This is a genomic window from Arenibacter algicola (genome assembly GCF_018860365.1).
Taxonomy (GTDB): Bacteria; Bacteroidota; Bacteroidia; order Flavobacteriales; family Flavobacteriaceae; genus Arenibacter; species Arenibacter algicola_B.
Window position 1 is genome coordinate 1,116,856 of record NZ_JAHKPO010000003.1, and the last position, 17,008, is coordinate 1,133,863.

Consider the following 17,008-nt stretch of genomic DNA (forward strand, 5'->3'; position numbering starts at 1 on the left):
ACCTAGTTTTGATAGTTTGTTGATTTTGATCTAAAAGCTTATCTAATTTCTTTGTCCATGGCACTAAGTATTTTTCTGTTTTATTTAATTAGGGTAAATCCGCTGTGTTTCCTATTTTTGCAACTGAACAAATAGAACCTTCAATTTATGAACCTTCACGAATATCAAGGAAAAGAGATTTTAGCGAGCTTTGGAGTACGCATTCAACGCGGTTTAGTGGCTTATAATGCCAAGGAAGCAGTAGATGCTGCCAAACAATTGACTCAGGAAACCGGGACCGGTTGGCATGTAATTAAAGCCCAGGTGCACGCAGGTGGACGAGGAAAAGGAGGAGGAGTTAAATTGGCGAAGAATTTGCGCGAGGTAGAAGATATTGCTGGATCTATCATTGGTATGAATTTAGTTACTCCGCAAACTTCGGCGGAAGGTAAAAAAGTGCATAAAGTTTTGGTTGCCGAGGATGTTTATTATCCTGGAGACAGTGAAACCAGCGAATTCTATATGTCCGTTTTATTGAACAGGGCAGCTGGAAGAAATATGATCATGTATTCTACCGAAGGTGGAATGGATATAGAGGAGGTTGCGGAGAAAACGCCTCACCTTATTTTTACCGAGGAAATAAACCCGGCCACTGGGCTATTGCCTTTTCAGGCAAGGAAAATAGCTTTTAACCTAGGGTTGTCGGGAACGGCTTTTAAGGAAATGACCAAGTTTGTCACTAGTTTATACAAGGCTTATGTGGAGAGCGATGCAAGTCTATTCGAAATAAATCCAGTTCTTAAGACTTCTGACGATAAGATTATGGCAGTGGATGCCAAGGTGTCCATTGATGACAATGCACTTTATAGAAGAAAGCAATATGCTGAAATGCGAGATTTGCTAGAGGAGAATCCAATAGAGGTAGAAGCAAGGGCAGTAGGTCTTAACTACGTTGATCTGGATGGAAATGTTGGTTGTATGGTGAACGGTGCTGGATTGGCAATGGCTACAATGGATCTTATTAAAATGGCCGGTGGTGAGCCAGCCAACTTTTTGGATGTAGGGGGAACTGCTGATGCCAAAAGGGTAGAAGAAGCCTTCAGGATTATATTGAAGGATCCTGCTGTTAAATGTATCCTTATAAATATTTTTGGTGGTATTGTTCGTTGCGATCGTGTAGCGCAAGGAGTAGTGGATGCCTATAAAAATATGGGAGATGCCATAAAGGTGCCTATTATTGTAAGGTTACAGGGTACCAATGCTGAATTGGCCAAGGAAATTATTGATAATTCTGGTTTGGCCGTACATTCCGCAGTTCAGTTTCAAGAAGCTGCAGATAAGGTGAAGGAAGTATTGGCATAGTACCAATTAAGTATAAAAAAGGAAAAGGCAGTGCTGTAATAGTACTGCCTTTTTTTGTTGTTGAAGGTGTTTTATATTGTAGGAAATTGAAACAAACCCGAAAGTTATCTTGAAAAGTTCTAAAGGATCAGGACTTTTTTTTGTTTTTGTATTTTACAGGACTAATGTCGTGGTCCATTTTCTTTTTTTGTTGCTCCTTGAATCCTGGTTTTTGATGTCCTTTGAAAATGGGTTCCTTTTTTGGTTTGGGCAACGATAGTTTTGGGTCTTTTGGATTCTCCCTTGTGCCACGATAATGGATTACCAAGCCATTTAAAAAATTACGTAAAATTTGGTCGCCACATTCCACATAGTTGGGGTGATCTTCCTTTCTGAAAAAAGCGCCCAACTCGCTTTTGGTAATTTTAAAATCGACTAATTTTAAAATATCTACAATTTCATCATCCCGCAATTTTAAGGCAACCCTTAATTTTTTAAGAACATCATTATTGGTCATATAATAAATTTTTTCACAAGATATTACAAAAAATAGGATGTGGAGCTAGTTTGGAATTACTTTCCTGCATCCGAAGACAAGAAATCAATGCTATTTAATGTAACTTAGTGTTAAACTGTAATTTATGAGTACGTATTTGGAGAAGTTGGGTATTCTTGCCCAAATGATTTCATTCGCAAAAGTAGATAATGAAATTAAGGATTCGGAGTATGATTTTTTGCTAGGTGTGGCAAAACAATTGGAGGTCGATAAAGAAACCTTCGATTCTCTTTTTCATAAGAAAGTCGAGAAGGTATTGCTTAAATCCGAGGCGGAGCGCATCCTTCAGTTTCATCGCCTGGTACTGCTTATGAATGTGGATCGGGAACAGCGCCTGGTTGAAATTGAACAGCTTCATAATATAGGGCTCGGATTTGGACTTCCCCAGGCGGCTATAGAGCAAGTTCTTACCATTATGCACAATTATCCTGACAAGGTAGTCCCTCCTGCCGTGCTGATAAATATATTTAAAGCTTATAATAATTAATTAAAAATGACATAATGGCTTGCTTTTAATCCAAATAAGCGACATAATGACATAGAAATACATTCGGTATAACATTTGCCTTTTAGCTCATGAGAATTTAAAGTATAACTTAAAATATAAAAGTCATGAGTCTAGTAAAAAGAAATAATGTTATGTTTCCATCATTAATGAATGAAATTTTAAGACCAGATTGGTTTGGTGGTGTAGATAACTTCAAGCAGAGTGTTCCGGCCGCCAATGTAAAGGAAACTGAAAGTGAATATGTATTGGAATTGGCAATACCTGGTAGGAAAAAAGAAGATTTCAATGTTGAAATCGATAATGATATCCTAACAATTTCCTCCGAAGTAAAAAATGAGGAAAACAAAGAGGATGAAGGATATACCAGAAGGGAATTTACTTTTTCTTCCTTTAAAAGAGTGTTTAGTCTGCCGGAAACAATTTCCTTGGATAAAATTAACGCTACCTACGAAGATGGAATCCTAAAGTTTGTTCTTCCCAAAAAAGAAGAGGCATTACCAAAGCCTAAAAGATTAATTGAAATAGCGTAAGCTTAAAAGTAGTTGTGTATCCTGTAGGATACATTATAGATTGGTTGGTTGATTGGAAAAGCGCTTCGGGAAATCGAAGCGCTTTTTTGTTTTGCTAAATCTCCCTGAAACCATTCTTAATAAAATGTAGCGGGTTTGTATTTTATTCCTGTTCCTGAAGCGATTTAATTTCGTCCCTTAACTTAGCGGCTTGCATAAAATCCAAGTCCTTGGCCGCTTTTTCCATAGCCTTTCTTTTATCCCTTATCATTTTTTCCTTTTGTTCGTTGGTGAGATACAATAGGTCGGGCTCTGCAGCTTTCATTTCTTCTTTCTCAAAATGATAGGTGGAAACAGAATTTTTGGCTAAAACACTGTCCAAACTTTTGTTAAGCGCGGTGGGGGTAATATTATTTTCAAGATTATAAGTGCTTTGTTTTTCGCGTCTATAGTTGGTCTCATCTATTGTTTTTTGCATGCTGTTGGTTATTTTATCCGCATACATAATGGCTTTTCCATTTAGATTCCTGGCTGCACGGCCCACTGTCTGGGTGAGTGACCTTGCACTTCTAAGAAAGCCCTCCTTGTCAGCATCCAGTATGGCCACAAGGGAAACTTCTGGTAGATCCAGACCTTCCCTTAATAAATTCACCCCTATAAGTACGTCAAAAACACCTTTGCGCAGATCCTGCATAATTTCAACGCGTTCCAAGGTATCCACATCACTATGTATATAGCGACAGCGAACATTTATCCTGGTCAAATATTTGGCCAATTCTTCCGCCATTCGTTTGGTTAAAGTAGTGACCAATGTCCGTTCATCCTTTTCCACCCTCACTTGGATTTCCTCGATGAGATCATCAATTTGGTTCAAGCTGGGACGGACTTCAATTATAGGGTCCAATAGCCCTGTTGGCCTGATTACCTGCTCTACATAAACGCCTTGGCTCAATTCCAATTCGTAGTCTGCAGGAGTGGCGCTTACATAAATAACTTGATTTTGAAGCGCTTCAAATTCCTCAAATTTTAACGGTCTGTTGTCCATCGCTGCAGGCAGCCTAAAGCCATATTCCACTAAATTTTCCTTTCTCGATCTATCGCCGCCATACATGGCGTGTACCTGTGGAATGGTAACATGGCTCTCATCAACAACCATTAAATAATCTTTTGGGAAATAGTCCAACAAACAGAATGGACGGGTTCCAGGTTCCCTACCGTCCAAATACCTGGAATAATTTTCGATTCCTGAGCAATATCCAAGTTCCCGTATCATCTCCAAATCAAAATTAGTACGTTCTTCCAAGCGTTTTGCTTCCAGGTGTTTCCCTATTTCCTTGAAATAATTTACCTGCAGCACCATATCCTCCTGAATAAGGTGAATGGCATTCTGCAGTACATCCGGTGAGGTCACGAACATATTGGCAGGGTAAATGTTGAGCTGTTGGTACTTTTCCAATATTTTATTCTTGTAGGGATCAAAGGCCTCTATTTCCTCAATTTCATCCCCAAAAAAATGAATTCTGAAGGCATGGTCGGCATAACTCGGAAAAACGTCCACTACATCGCCCTTTACCCTAAAATTTCCGTTTCTAAAATCGGCTGTCGTTCTCGAGTACAGGCTTTGTACCAATTGATGAAGGAATTTGGTCCTCGGAATAACTTGGTCTTTCTCTATCCCAATAACATTTTTCTGAAATTCCACTGGATTTCCAATACCGTATAAACAAGAAACCGATGCCACAACCAAAATGTCCCGTCTACCCGATAATAGGGAAGAAGTGGCGCTCAACCGCAGTTTTTCAATATCCTCATTAATGGAAAGGTCCTTTTCTATATAGGTGCCACTTGAAGGTATATAAGCTTCGGGTTGATAGTAATCGTAATAGGATACAAAATATTCTACCGCGTTCTCAGGAAAAAACTGCTTAAACTCCGAGTATAATTGTGCAGCAAGGGTTTTATTATGTGCCAATACCAAAGTTGGTCGCTGAACCTGCTCTATGACATTGGCAACGGTAAAGGTTTTTCCGGACCCTGTTACCCCTAAAAGGGTCTGGTAGCGTTCATCGGCCTCAAGGCCCTCTTTTAATTGTTTAATAGCTTGGGGCTGATCACCAGTAGGTTTAAATTCGGAAACAACTTTAAATTTCATGTGCAATGCATTGAGGAACTCCTATAATTTTGTCTAATCTTTTACTTTAGGACCTATGATAAAAAAAATCATATTCGTTTTATGACCTAAAATTAACAAATAGCGGGCAATACTGCGGTGCTTCGGCCACTATTTATGACCATTTTGGCACTCTACAGTGTATCGTATATGTTGCAGGTGCCAAGGGGTATAAGCTTTTGGAAATTAGCTTTACAAATCCCGTTTTTTCAAAAGGGCGTATGAAAGGTAAATGAAAATTGCAGTCCAACATCCCACTATCAAAATTTCATAAAAATGTACGGTATAGTCCTTATTGAATTGTTCCCCCACTTGTTCTACCATGCTTTGTACTGCTTTAAATCTGGAAGCCGGCTCTTTGATAAGGTTGCTCATAGACTCTAAGGGGAGGAATTTCATAACGTTGGCCGAAGCTTCCTTGCCGGCAAGCCACCATACCAAAAAGCGGATACCCAAATTTTCAATGGCAAACCATATAATTAAAAAGCCCAGGGCAAAGGCCGATCGCTTAACCAATATTCCAAGGAAAAGACAAAAGGAGAAGAAACCCAACAACTTAATGAAATAAGCCAATAAGTATTCCAAATCCGAAAATATGATGGATATCTCCGTGAAATCGGAATAAAAAAGCCCTAAAACCAATGAAACTGTAAAAACAAAAAGGGTAGAAATTACCGAAAATGCAAAAACGGTCAAGAATTTAGAGGCGATAAATTCCTTCTTGCTCAAGCCATCTATTAAATTTTGTTTCAGGGTCTTATTGCTGTATTCGTTTGCCATCATGGATACAATGACTATAGCAAAAAATAGCTTCAGGCCACTTGCAATCCAGGTATTCAAGTGCCATATGTAGGGAAAATTGAAAATACCCTGTTCGGCCACATGGAACTGAATGGGGCCAATATCAAATTTTATTGCGGCCAACAATGCCATGCAGAGGATAAGGACGAAATAGGAAATGATAAGGACCTTACTCGCATTATTGTTCCATAATTTAATAAATTCTATCTGTAATAAACGTAACATATTTTTATGCGTTTAAGGGTAGTATTGCGGTTAATCCTTATGGTTGGTCAAGCTAAGGAATTGTTCCTCAAGACTTTCTTTGCGTTTTACCAAATGCGATAGCACTATGCCATTGTTAAATAAGTCCTGATTTAGGGTGCTCGCCTCCATTTCTTCTTTTAAAATTGCGGTTATTAAACCATTTTCCTGCTTAATAGGGCCAAAACTGGCATGTTTGTTCAGGAACGTTAGCAGGGCCGCATCATCGATTGCCCTAAGTTCAAAGAAACCATAACTGGTCAACATTTCGTCAACTGGGCCCGAATAGAGCATTTCGCCTTTTCTTAGGATAATCACATGGCTACAGACTTTTTCTACCTCGTCCAATAAATGTGAGGCCAGTAGAATGGTGGTGCCCTGTGAGGCAATTTTTTTTATGATCTCCCTTATTTGATGAATTCCCTGAGGATCCAAACCATTGGTAGGTTCGTCCAAAATTAATATTTCTGGATCGTTGAGAAGTGCCGAGGCAATGGCCAATCGCTGTTTCATGCCCAAGGAGTAGGTGCTGAACTTACTGTTTTTTCGTTCCAGAAGTCCGACCATTTCCAATTTTTCTTCAATTTTATCTTGGGAAACTTCTTTGATTTTGCAGACCAATTTCAGATTTTGAATGGCCGTCATATAGGGGTAGAAATTGGGGCGTTCAATAATGGCGCCTACTTTTTTAAGGGCGGCGTGGGTGGAAATGGTTCCCCCGAACCATGAAAAATCACCAGCTGTTCTATTCACTACGTTCAATACAATTCCCAGGGTGGTCGATTTTCCGCTACCATTTGGCCCTAAGATGCCATAAACATTGCCTTTTTCAATACTAAAGGAAAGGTCTTTTACCGCAGTTAGATATCCAAATTTCTTGGTAAGGTGGTTTACGGTCAGTATAGTTTCCAAAATGGGATAGATTTTTTGATTCTTTGTACTTACTTGACGAAGAAATCGTTATTTTGTTACAAATTAAAGTTTTTTCCATGTCCGAAAGATTAATGTCCAAGAAAAAGCCTGCATTTCCAGTCAATAGTAAATTGGATGCTTATTTGGAGCACTATAGCAGAAAAATTGAAATTCCAATTTTTTATGAGGATCTGTTGCGTTTTTCTGGGTCTATTGTTGTCTATGACTCCAATGAGGAGGACACTCTTTGGGTGCGTGTGTATTACAGTGAGTTCGATAGGGTCGAAATCGATATTAGTTTAAAGAAAGTATATTCCATTTTGCATTCCGATGGTAGTGATAGCATATTTCCATTTTTAAATGTAGATGCGGTGGACTATTGTACTTTTGGCAACTCCAAGCCCTTTAGGATAAAGGTAAGGAATATACTGAATGACAATTTCACTTATTTCTATGTAAAAAGAACCGATGCCTCCAGAATTTACGGACTGGAACTTGAGCATATGTTATCGCCCTATAACCTTAACTTCTTAGTCTATGGGGATACTTTGATTGAGGAGCATATTGCCGGTATTCCGGGAGATGTGTTTATCAAGGATTTTTTGCCGAAATGTACGGAATCGGAAAAATCGCAGTTGGCCAAAGAATTTGTCAAGTTTAATGAACGTTGTATGATCCGCCTTTTGGGGGATATGCGATCCTATAACTACGTTATTGTTCCTACCCACGATTTTGATCACGTGGTATATAAAATAAGGGCAATAGATTTTGATCAACAGTGTTATGAGGGAAAATTAAAAGTGTACAGGCCCCAGTTTTTTAAGGAAAATTATAAAATGGTCATGTTGGTTAAGGAGAAGTTGCAGCGTAATTCTGTTGATCAATATAAAATAGAGGAACGCTCCATTGTGGCAAAAAGAATTCTGAGTTCTGGGAACCGTATTAAGCGACTCATTTCCATAGTCAAGACAGATGATATATCCAATGACGATAATATTGCGGCCCTTTCACAGCATATTTATGATCTTACAGGTGATATCGACTTTAAAAAATGTAAGACCATGGGGGAAGTGTTGGCGCTTGCGTTGGATTTTGTGAAAAGAAATTATGAGGATGTTAGTATGAAACAGATTATAGAGAACAGGATCAATTTATAAGGTTGTCATATTCGATATTCTGGCGTAAACCCTATAACAATATTAAAATAAACAAGGCCGAAGCATATAACTTCGGCCTTGTTTGTTTTATAACCCTAGGTACTTTTTTAATCTATGTTTCAGGGTAGCTTGTATATATTTCTAACTTTTCTGTTCCTTGTTAAAGTAGACCAGGTAGTAGTACATTTGGCGCTCTTCGTCCCAGCCTTTTTCTACAAATTTTTGGGCTGATTCCGGATTTATAAAATCGAGCTTTATCTGGATATTAGTGTCCAGGTTAATGACGTTTTTTATTTTTTTTCTGGCGTCGGAAACCGCCTTGTTGGCAATGTCGAAAGTAGAGACATCCTCGATACTGTATTTAGGACCTTTTTCTACTTTGTAGTGCTTAAATTCAGGTATCAATTCCGGATTTTCCATAACCTCGTTCAAGAAATTGGTCTCTTCAAAAGCGTCATTTTTGGCAAAATGATTCACCGCCCTGTTCATGAACAACACCTCTTGCTGTTTGTCCTCAGCAGGTAAAACCACATCTTTGGCGAAGTTCTGGCAGAATTTCAAGTAGTTTTTTGTCTTAAAATTGTCATCGGACAAGGCATCCACCCCTAGAAAATTTTCCAACCAGTATTTGGTATCGTAGCGATTGCTGTCAACTGAAAGTACTTTATAGCCTTCTTCCTTATCGGTATTGAAAATAAGGCAGCCCTTGTCCAATTTATTAATGTTGATCCCCTGTTGCACCAAAATATCCAAGCTATTTCCTTTTTCCTGAAATTGCAGGAAATCGTGTTTGAGTTCGCTTTTGAATATACCCACGGCATTCACTTTTACATTATCCAACATTAGATCTGTAAGATAGGCAACATAAACTTCACCGCTTTTGATATGAGGATGGTTCGACTGGTCGAATAATTGGGTCGCTATTCTTTTTGAATTGGCATGGAGGCTACTGGGCTCCTCAAAAATATCGGAAACAATTTTGTAGACTTCATTAAATTCAACGTCGGATTCATGGGAAAAATAATAGTAATTTTCCTCCTTTTCCCTAAAAGGTTTAAAGAAATATTCCTTTAACAGTCCGGTAGTTTCGTCGTTAAGTGAAAATGGTTCCTCAGAGAGAAAGATACCTTCACTCTTATTTTTGTTTCCCACACGGTGTATGGAAATAGTTTCAATTTGGGTAGGGTATAAGTTGATCATGGATAATGGAAAATATTTAAGGGTTATTTTGTGCTTAAAGCCCTTTTGAGGCTTTTTTTTTGGATCACTTTTTGTAATTAGTCGATCCTAATGTGCTACAGCATTAATCTACAGCTACAGGAATTATCAGTTCCAGTTTTCATCAAAATCCAAATCTTCGTAATTGTCAAGGGTATTGTCAAAATCGAATTCACTTTCATCCGCTTCAAACTTTTTTTCAGGTGGTGAGTCGGGCAATTCACCAAAACTGAAAAGAGTATTTGGATAGGTCTTTGCGTCTTCTTTTTCCACAATGTCGGCCAATTCAACGAAGAAGGTCCACATACTTAAAAAGTCATATACGTAGATTAGCTTTGGAGAATGTTCCGTAAGAATGTCCTCTAACAGAATCTCATTCATTAAACGAACATCGGAGCCATTTTCACTCATGTCAAATAAGGCAATTTCCTCATCTTGTCTCCACTCTTCGTCACAGGTATAAAAAGAGGCCATTTCATTTCCCAAAAAGCCAAAAGCCTGGGTAATGGCATTGTGAAGGTCTTCCATAGAATTGCTTTCCTCTATTTCAATATCCCTAAAAATATCTTCCTCTGCATCTAGAATAATCCTTATTTTGTAAATCATCAGGTCCTTTTTTTGTGGTGGCAAAGTTACAAAGTTTTCATGGTTTTAAAAGCATTTATAGCTTCCAATACCAAATAGAATTGAAAACCGAATAAAACTGATGCAAGCACAAGATGTAATGGCTGGGAAGCAAAAGGAAAATCCAGATAGTACATGGCCATTCCGGAAATAACCTCTAGAAGTAAAAGCGCCAATACCCAGTTTATTTTAGAATAACCTAGGTTTAATTTATAGATTCTAATGGCTAGGGCCAAGTTCAAAAGGACTACGATTATGGAAAAGGAACGGTGGATGTAAAATGATATGGTTGCACTATTCAGCCATAAGTTAGGGGCGTCTTCACCATAAAGGTCGGTTTGCACATCTACAAACTGTCTTACTTGGGTCCCCAATACTACTTGTACCAAGGTGGTGAAAAGAACAAAGATTATTAGGTTTCTTGTTATTTTATCTGGTTGTAAAGACTTAATCTTATTGTTGGTGGCATGAATCAAGTATAGGATAAGAGCTACTATGAACAGGGCCATGACCATATGGATGGTTATTTTGGCCGGAGCTAAAACGGAATACACTACCGTGGCACCAAGCCATGCTTGGATACCCATGGCGAATACTACGACCCAAGAAAGTATAGTGATGGATTTCTGTTTTTTCCAGTAAGTAAAAGAAGCTATGGCCATTATTAAGGTTCCCAGCCCGGCGAGGGCACCGAATAGCCTGTTAATAAACTCGGTCCATGTATGGAAGGGATTAAAAATAGCGTAGTCATGCTTTGTGTAAGGTGCCCAATTATTGGCATTATATGTAGAGGAGGTACTAAAACTTTCCTTGGCTACCCATAGGGCTTCGTCTACAATAATGACCTGGCCTTTTTTGAATTCCCTTTCCGGTTGCCATTGTAATTCCGCAATATCCGTAGGGGGAATATAATAACCGAAACATTTGGGCCAATCCGGGCATCCCATGCCGCTACCCGTCATTCTTACCACTGCACCGGCCACAATTACCAAGTAGACCAAAACTAGACTGATCTTGGCGATTTTTGTAAAATTTTTTTGCATTTGGATGTTTGAAAGAGTCCTGCAAAATTACCATTCTTTTCTTAAAAAAAGGGCTAAGGTTAAGGGGAATTTATTAGTAGGACCCGTATTCCAAAAGCTGCAGGGGCATTAATTTACAATGCTAGAACGAACCCCTCATTATTTTCGGGATCTCTAGTGGAATACCCCGACCCTTGGTTGGGGAATCTAGGACTTGTCCTGACGTTTATATCCGTATACTTAGGGGAATAGGATTCTTGTTATCGTACCAAAAGCAGAGTAGGTTTATTCCAATTTGAGCCCCATTTCCTTTCCTTTTTGTAACATTAGGGTGTAGGCGGCATTGTATTCGTTGGGAATATCACCTTCCAGAATAGCTTCCTTAATGGCTTCTTTGATCATGCCTATTTCCTTGGATGGTTTTAGGTTGAAAGTTTTCATGATTTCTTCCCCACTAATTGGCGGTTGAAAATTTCTTATATGGTCCCTTTCTTCGACCTCTTCAATTTTTTGACGGACAATTTTAAAATTGTTCCTATACCTTTTTTGTTTTTTAGGATTCTTGGTAGTAATATCCGCCTCACATAGGGTCATTAAATCTTCTACATGTTCACCCGAATCAAAAATGAGCCTTCGAACGGCCGAGTCGGTTACAAAATCCTCGGAAAGGACAATGGGCCTAGAGCTCATAAGTACCATTTTTTGTACGAATTTCATTTTTTCGTTCAAAGGAAGCCTAAGTCGCTTAAATAGTTTGTAGACCATTTTGGATCCTACAAATTCGTGTGCATGGAACGTCCACCCAATTTTTTTATCGAATTTTTTGGTAGGGGCCTTGCCAATATCATGCAATAGGGCGGCCCAACGCAGCCATACATTATCCGTATTTTTGGAAATGTTGTCAACTACTTCCAGAGTATGCCAAAAATTGTCCTTGTGCCTTTGTCCTTCTATTTCTTCAATGCCCTCCAGGGCAACCAGTTCCGGCATTATAAAGGGTAAAAGTCCTGTTTCGTGCAGCAAGGAGAATCCGATCGAGGGTTTGCTACTGGCCAAAATTTTATGTAATTCGTCCACGATGCGCTCATTGGAAATAATTTTAATTCTTTCCTTGTTGTCCACAATGGCCTGTAATGATTCAGGATGAATAATAAAGTTCAACTGTGTTGCAAACCTTATGGCTCGCATCATTCGCAAAGGATCATCGGAATAAGTAATATCAGGGTCTAAAGGGGTTCTGATCAATTGTCTGTTTAAATCCCCAATGCCGTCAAAGGGGTCTAGAAGTTGTCCGTAGTCCTTAGGATTAAGTGAAATGGCCAAGGCATTTATGGTGAAATCCCGCCTTTTTTGGTCATCTTCCAAACTCCCATTTTCAACAACAGGTTTTCTACTGTCCCTATGGTAACTTTCTTTTCTTGCTCCTACAAATTCAATTTCAATGTCTTGAAATTTGATCATTGCGGTTCCAAAATTTTTAAAGATACTAACCTCTGAACTCCCCGGTAATTTCTTGGCGACCAATTTGGCCAATTCTATTCCGCTGCCAATAGCAACAATGTCTATGTCTTTTGGGGTCCCCCTTTGTAACAAATAGTCCCTTACAAAGCCTCCAATTACGTAAGAATCTAATGAAAGTTCTTTGGCTGCATCGGAAATGGTAGAAAATACTGGATTGTTTAGGGCCTCTTCGTGCTGTCTATTCGTCATTCTTACTCTCGGATCACTTTTACGGTACCATCATTACCGAGCATAATAATGGAAGATGGGGTACTGTTAATTTTATCGCGGTCCAAATTTACTATATAGTCCACACCTTTTAAAATCTCATCGGATATTTCTTTGAAAGAATTGGGGGTCGGTTGTCCTGCTATATTTGCAGAGGTGGATACGATTGGTTTTTTAAATTTCTTTATCAGGTATTGGCAAAATTGATCAGTAGCTACCCTAATAGCCAAAGTGTTGTCATTGGCGATTAAATTTGCGGCCACCCCTTTTGGGGATTCATATACAATGGTGGTTGGTTTGGTAGCAAGATCTATAATATCATAGGCCAGCTCCGGTACTTTTTCAACATGCTGTTCCAGCATAAAATCGTTGGCCACCAAACAGATCATAGTCTTGGAATTGGATCTTTGCTTTAGGGTGTAGATTTTTTCTACGGCAGCCGCATTTGTGGCATCACAGCCAATACCCCAAACGGTATCCGTAGGGTACAATATTAGACCTCCTTTAGTAAGGATATCATAGCATTGGTTTACCTCGGAAAGCAAATCTTTCATAATTGTTTATGATCTTAAATTTCTTAATCTTTTTAATTCCTTGTATCGGGAATATACTCCCAATGCGTTGAGATAGCATATGATTGCCCCCTTTTTTCCGTCCAGTATTCCAAATCTTAGAATATAATGATTGAAAAATTTGTAAAATGGGCGGAATACAAAGTGGTAAAAGTTGGGGTCGTAATCCTTTTTAAGTTCCTCTACCGCCTTCATTTGTCCATACTTTATCATTTTACCCTTGTAGTCTTCATAATTCTTGTAAGAGTAATGAACAAGCCTGTTTTTGAGCACTTCAGACTGTCCGTCCACTACCAATGTTTCGTGTACTATCCTATCCTGAGTAAAGTGTACTTTACTTTTTTTGAAGAGACGGTAATTTTTATCCCTTTGCCAGCCACTAAAGCGTAAAACCTTATTTTTGAACATAAATGTTCGGTAAAAGTAATAGGCATCTGCAGTTGGTTTGGAGGAATTAACGGTTTCCAAGATTTCATTTCTAAGTTGATCCGGAACCCGTTCATCTGCATCCAGGAAAAGTACCCAATCATTGGTTGCCTGCTCCAAGGCATAGGATTTTTGGTCTGTATAGTTTACAAATGGCCGCTGGATCAATTTTACCTCAGGATGCTCCTTTATTTTTTCAATGGTGCCATCCGTACTAAAGGAATCCACAACGATAATCTCGTCGGCGAACTTTACATTTTCCAAAACAGCATTGATATGGATATCCTCGTTATAGGTAATGAGAATGGCAGAAATTTTATTTGTTTTTTTACCAACAAAGGGGTTCTTTATTGGTTTTCCAAACATGGAATTAATTTTAAACCTTCTTGCTAAGGATAGTTTCCTTTCTACAGGTACTCCATGGATTTCTATATATTCTTTGACCGCCTCTACCATTCGAAGTGCCGACTTTCCATCCTGATAAGGGTGAAATTGCATGTTTATGTATGCTCTTTCAGCAGCGTGGGGGTCCAAGTGAAAATTATCCAAAACTTTCTCTGTTAGACCAGTGTAAGATTTTGAATTGTCCCACAACACCTTCTCGGCAATATTCTTGTAGGATATTACCGGTTTGTTCAAGAGAATGAATTCATAAATTACAGATGAGGTGTCGCTAACCAATATATCTGCCTGTATAAGTGATTTTATAATGTTTTTGTCCTCTTTGAAAAGTACATTGTGTATTTCATTGGACATTCTTTTGTATTCCTTGATCCATTTTTGGTCCATAAGGTCATGGAACTTTATGAGGATCACATATCCAGTGGTCTCGGCAAGGTTTCTTATTTCCTTTAATAGATATGGGGCAGAGGTAAGGCTAGGGGAGAAGGTAGGGGCATAGAGCACAATTTTATCCGTGTTAAATTGTTGCAATATGGCCTTCTTTTCAAAATCGTATTTGTTTTTTTCCGTGCTGTAAACATCCAATTTTGGCCAGCCTGTCTCAATGACATCGAAATTTTTGTGTCGTTTTTTTAACTCATTGAATTTATCCGTGAAATACGGGCCTTGGGTAAGATAAAGATCAAAGTAGTGCCGTATCCTGAAATGTCCTTTTTTTTCACCAGCAAGTCCATGAAAAACTTGGACTTTTAGACCCCTGATATAATAAGGTACTTCATTACCGGGCACGAAAATGGCATCACTTTTATAGAGTTGTAAATCTAAAGTGCTAACCGTATAATTTTCATTTTTATACGGAAAATTGTCCAGAAGTTTCCCAGAAATATACCAAAGAAAGTCGTGTCCCTGTTCCTGAAGTACATCACGAATGGGGGCAAGGATGCCAAAGGCATATGCGTTTTGGCAAAATAAAATTACTTTCATTTTCGAAATAGGGTATTGGCATTTTCCAAATCTTCCTTAAAATCAACTTCCATACAATTGTAATCGGAAATGTCCACGGCACTAATTTTAAGGTCGTCTTTTTCTATGGCCAGCTCCAGACCTCTTTCAAAATAATCATTGTCATCACATTCCTCAAGTCTGGTAATAAAACTTTTTATGTCCTTGGCAGCAATGAAATTAATGCCTACAGCTTCACCAAGTCCATTTTTCACCGTCTTGGACAATTTATCAATAAAATTATCCTTTAATGTGTACTTAACCTCTTCATCTGCTACTTTGCTGGTGTTTACGGCTACAAATGATTGATTTTTATTAATATAGGGTATTAGGACGGATAGGAGTTTTACGTCAAAAACTACATCGCCATTAAGCCAAAGCACGGATTTGTCCCTGTTTTTTCTTAGGGCTTTTAAAAGGCTTTTGGAGGTATTGGTCTGATCAAAAAATGGGTTGTATATATAGGTGAGTTCCGGAAAGCGTTCCATTATTAGATCTTTTTTAAAACCAACCACAACGTTAATGTCGTCTATGTCGAAGGTTTCTTCCAAATTGTTGACCTGCATCTCCATGATACATTTTCCATTTTTTAAAGGTGTTAGAGGTTTAGGAAATGGGTTTCCAAGTCTTGATCCAATACCCGCTGCTAAAATGACAATTTTCATGTGTTTTGTAATTTATTTAGTGACCAGCCCAGAACTGGACAGGTCCTATATTTTTTTTCCTAACCTAATGCAAAGTTAAGGGAGCGGGCAAAGATATGTAAATAATGGTTTATAATTTTTTAGGAGGAAGAGCAGGAAGTCTTCATTAGCTTTAATACTTGGTACCTATTCTTTGCAAGAATGATAGATTTAGGTACTATCATGATTTCGATAATCCAAACATTTAATATGGAACTAAGGCCTTAACAGGTAATGTATACTAGTGAGTAATGTGAATGTGGACCTAGGGAAAGATTAAAAGGAGGAAAATCAAATACAATTATGATTTGACCAAATAATAAGCCATTTTTTCTTTCTTACCCAAACGCTGTAGTTCCTTGTACCTTTCAAAATCGCCCAAGGCATTCAAATAGCAAATGGTAATCCCTTTTTTGCCATCAAGTATTCCCAATCTAATTATATAGTGGTTAAAAAATTTCCAAAATGGCTTGAATATTAAAAGAAGGTAATTGAACTTCTTTTCTTTTTTATGGGCTTCCTTGGCCTTTAGTCGCCCGTATTTTAGCATTTTGAATTTATAATCCTCATAGTTCTTATAGCAAAAGTGCACTAATTTTTGCTGTAAAATCCCAGAGGTGCCATCGACTATAAGGGTTTCATGAACTATTTTCTCTTTGGCAAATTGAGCTTTACTTTTTCTGAAAAGCCGGTAGTTTTTATCGGTTTGCCATCCACTAAAGCGTAGAGGTCTATTTTGGAACATGAATTTTCTGTAAAACCAGTAAGCACAATGTTCAGACTCCTTCTTTGCCTTACAAATGATCTCTTTCCTTAATTTGTCGGTAACCACTTCATCCGCATCCAAGAATAGGACCCAATCATGTGAAGCCTGTTTTAGGGCAAAGGATTTTTGGGCCGTATAATTTTCAAACTCGTGCTGGATAACCTTAACCTTAGGGTGATTGTTTAGATACTCGAATGTGCCATCCGTGCTATACGAATCCACCACTATAATTTCATCTGTAAACGCTATGGAATCGATACATTTCTCAATATATCCCATTTCATTATAAGTGATTATTAGGGCCGATATTTTTTCTTTTTGATCTAGCATGCAATCGAGATTTTTACCGCTTATTAGATAGTATTAATAGAAATAGTTGCGTCGAAATC

The 17,008-nt window shown here is 38.3% G+C and carries 16 protein-coding genes; 4 read left to right on the top strand and 12 right to left on the bottom strand.

The genetic code is table 11. The features are described from left to right. The first annotated feature begins 147 nt into the window (after positions 1–147). Positions 148–1,341 (top strand): ADP-forming succinate--CoA ligase subunit beta, encoded by a 1,194-nt coding sequence (gene sucC, locus KO529_RS06205; RefSeq protein WP_031443424.1) that lies wholly within the window; start codon positions 148–150, stop codon positions 1,339–1,341. Positions 1,342–1,468: 127 nt separating this feature from the next. Here sucC and KO529_RS06210 read toward each other — a convergent pair whose 3' ends face one another. After that, positions 1,469–1,837, bottom strand: coding sequence for a DUF1456 family protein (locus KO529_RS06210; RefSeq protein WP_215947023.1), 369 nt, complete (start codon positions 1,835–1,837; stop codon positions 1,469–1,471). A gap of 124 nt (positions 1,838–1,961) precedes the next feature. On the opposite strand from KO529_RS06210, the gene KO529_RS06215 reads away from it, so the two are divergent. Both KO529_RS06215 and KO529_RS06220 read left to right on the top strand, forming a co-directional pair. Continuing rightward, positions 1,962–2,363: a TerB family tellurite resistance protein gene (locus KO529_RS06215; RefSeq protein WP_215947024.1), complete on the top strand. Its 402-nt coding sequence runs from the start codon at positions 1,962–1,964 to the stop codon at positions 2,361–2,363. Positions 2,364–2,488: 125 nt separating this feature from the next. Next, positions 2,489–2,914: an Hsp20/alpha crystallin family protein gene (locus tag KO529_RS06220; protein WP_215947025.1), complete on the top strand. Its 426-nt coding sequence runs from the start codon at positions 2,489–2,491 to the stop codon at positions 2,912–2,914. Positions 2,915–3,056: 142 nt separating this feature from the next. Here the strand turns inward: KO529_RS06220 and uvrB are convergent, their stop codons facing one another. The 3 genes from uvrB to KO529_RS06235 all read right to left on the bottom strand — a co-directional run bounded on the left by uvrB (position 3,057) and on the right by KO529_RS06235 (position 7,019). After that, positions 3,057–5,045, bottom strand: coding sequence for an excinuclease ABC subunit UvrB (gene uvrB / locus KO529_RS06225; protein WP_215947026.1), 1,989 nt, complete (start codon positions 5,043–5,045; stop codon positions 3,057–3,059). A 210-nt stretch (positions 5,046–5,255) separates the two neighbouring features. Next, the gene (locus tag KO529_RS06230) at positions 5,256–6,089 is read right to left on the bottom strand and encodes an ABC transporter permease (protein WP_215947027.1); all 834 of its coding nucleotides are present in this window, start codon (positions 6,087–6,089) and stop codon (positions 5,256–5,258) included. 30 nt (positions 6,090–6,119) lie between these two features. Beyond that, entirely contained in the window at positions 6,120–7,019 is a 900-nt protein-coding gene (locus tag KO529_RS06235) for an ABC transporter ATP-binding protein (RefSeq protein ID WP_215947028.1), read from the bottom strand. A 77-nt stretch (positions 7,020–7,096) separates the two neighbouring features. Here KO529_RS06235 and KO529_RS06240 point away from each other — a divergent pair, with 77 nt between their 5' ends. Next, positions 7,097–8,176: a hypothetical protein gene (locus tag KO529_RS06240; protein WP_215947029.1), complete on the top strand. Its 1,080-nt coding sequence runs from the start codon at positions 7,097–7,099 to the stop codon at positions 8,174–8,176. Positions 8,177–8,317: 141 nt separating this feature from the next. Here the strand turns inward: KO529_RS06240 and KO529_RS06245 are convergent, their stop codons facing one another. The 8 genes from KO529_RS06245 to KO529_RS06280 form a co-directional block, all read right to left on the bottom strand. Further along, a complete protein-coding gene (locus KO529_RS06245) occupies positions 8,318–9,376 on the bottom strand; it encodes a nucleoid-associated protein (RefSeq protein WP_215947030.1) in 1,059 nt (352 codons plus the stop codon). Between the two features lie 126 nt (positions 9,377–9,502). Beyond that, on the bottom strand, positions 9,503–10,000 hold the full coding sequence (locus tag KO529_RS06250; RefSeq protein ID WP_215947031.1) for a plasmid pRiA4b ORF-3 family protein: 498 nt from the start codon (positions 9,998–10,000) through the stop codon (positions 9,503–9,505). A 26-nt stretch (positions 10,001–10,026) separates the two neighbouring features. Next, positions 10,027–11,061 carry a COX15/CtaA family protein gene (locus tag KO529_RS06255; protein WP_215947032.1) on the bottom strand — a complete coding sequence of 345 codons (1,035 nt, stop codon included), beginning with the start codon at positions 11,059–11,061 and terminating at the stop codon, positions 10,027–10,029. A gap of 264 nt (positions 11,062–11,325) precedes the next feature. Then, complete coding sequence (locus KO529_RS06260) at positions 11,326–12,750, bottom strand: CCA tRNA nucleotidyltransferase (protein WP_215947033.1); 1,425 nt, start codon at positions 12,748–12,750, stop codon at positions 11,326–11,328. Between the two features lie 2 nt (positions 12,751–12,752). Then, positions 12,753–13,322: an L-threonylcarbamoyladenylate synthase gene (locus tag KO529_RS06265; RefSeq protein ID WP_215947034.1), complete on the bottom strand. Its 570-nt coding sequence runs from the start codon at positions 13,320–13,322 to the stop codon at positions 12,753–12,755. A gap of 6 nt (positions 13,323–13,328) precedes the next feature. Next, entirely contained in the window at positions 13,329–15,152 is a 1,824-nt protein-coding gene (locus tag KO529_RS23650) for a CDP-glycerol glycerophosphotransferase family protein (RefSeq protein WP_215947035.1), read from the bottom strand. Continuing rightward, on the bottom strand, positions 15,149–15,835 hold the full coding sequence (locus tag KO529_RS06275; protein WP_215947036.1) for an NTP transferase domain-containing protein: 687 nt from the start codon (positions 15,833–15,835) through the stop codon (positions 15,149–15,151). Before KO529_RS06275 ends, KO529_RS23650 begins: the two co-directional genes overlap by 4 nt. A 319-nt stretch (positions 15,836–16,154) precedes the next feature. Next, the gene (locus tag KO529_RS06280) at positions 16,155–16,949 is read right to left on the bottom strand and encodes a glycosyltransferase family 2 protein (RefSeq protein ID WP_215947037.1); all 795 of its coding nucleotides are present in this window, start codon (positions 16,947–16,949) and stop codon (positions 16,155–16,157) included. Positions 16,950–17,008: the final 59 nt, after the last annotated feature.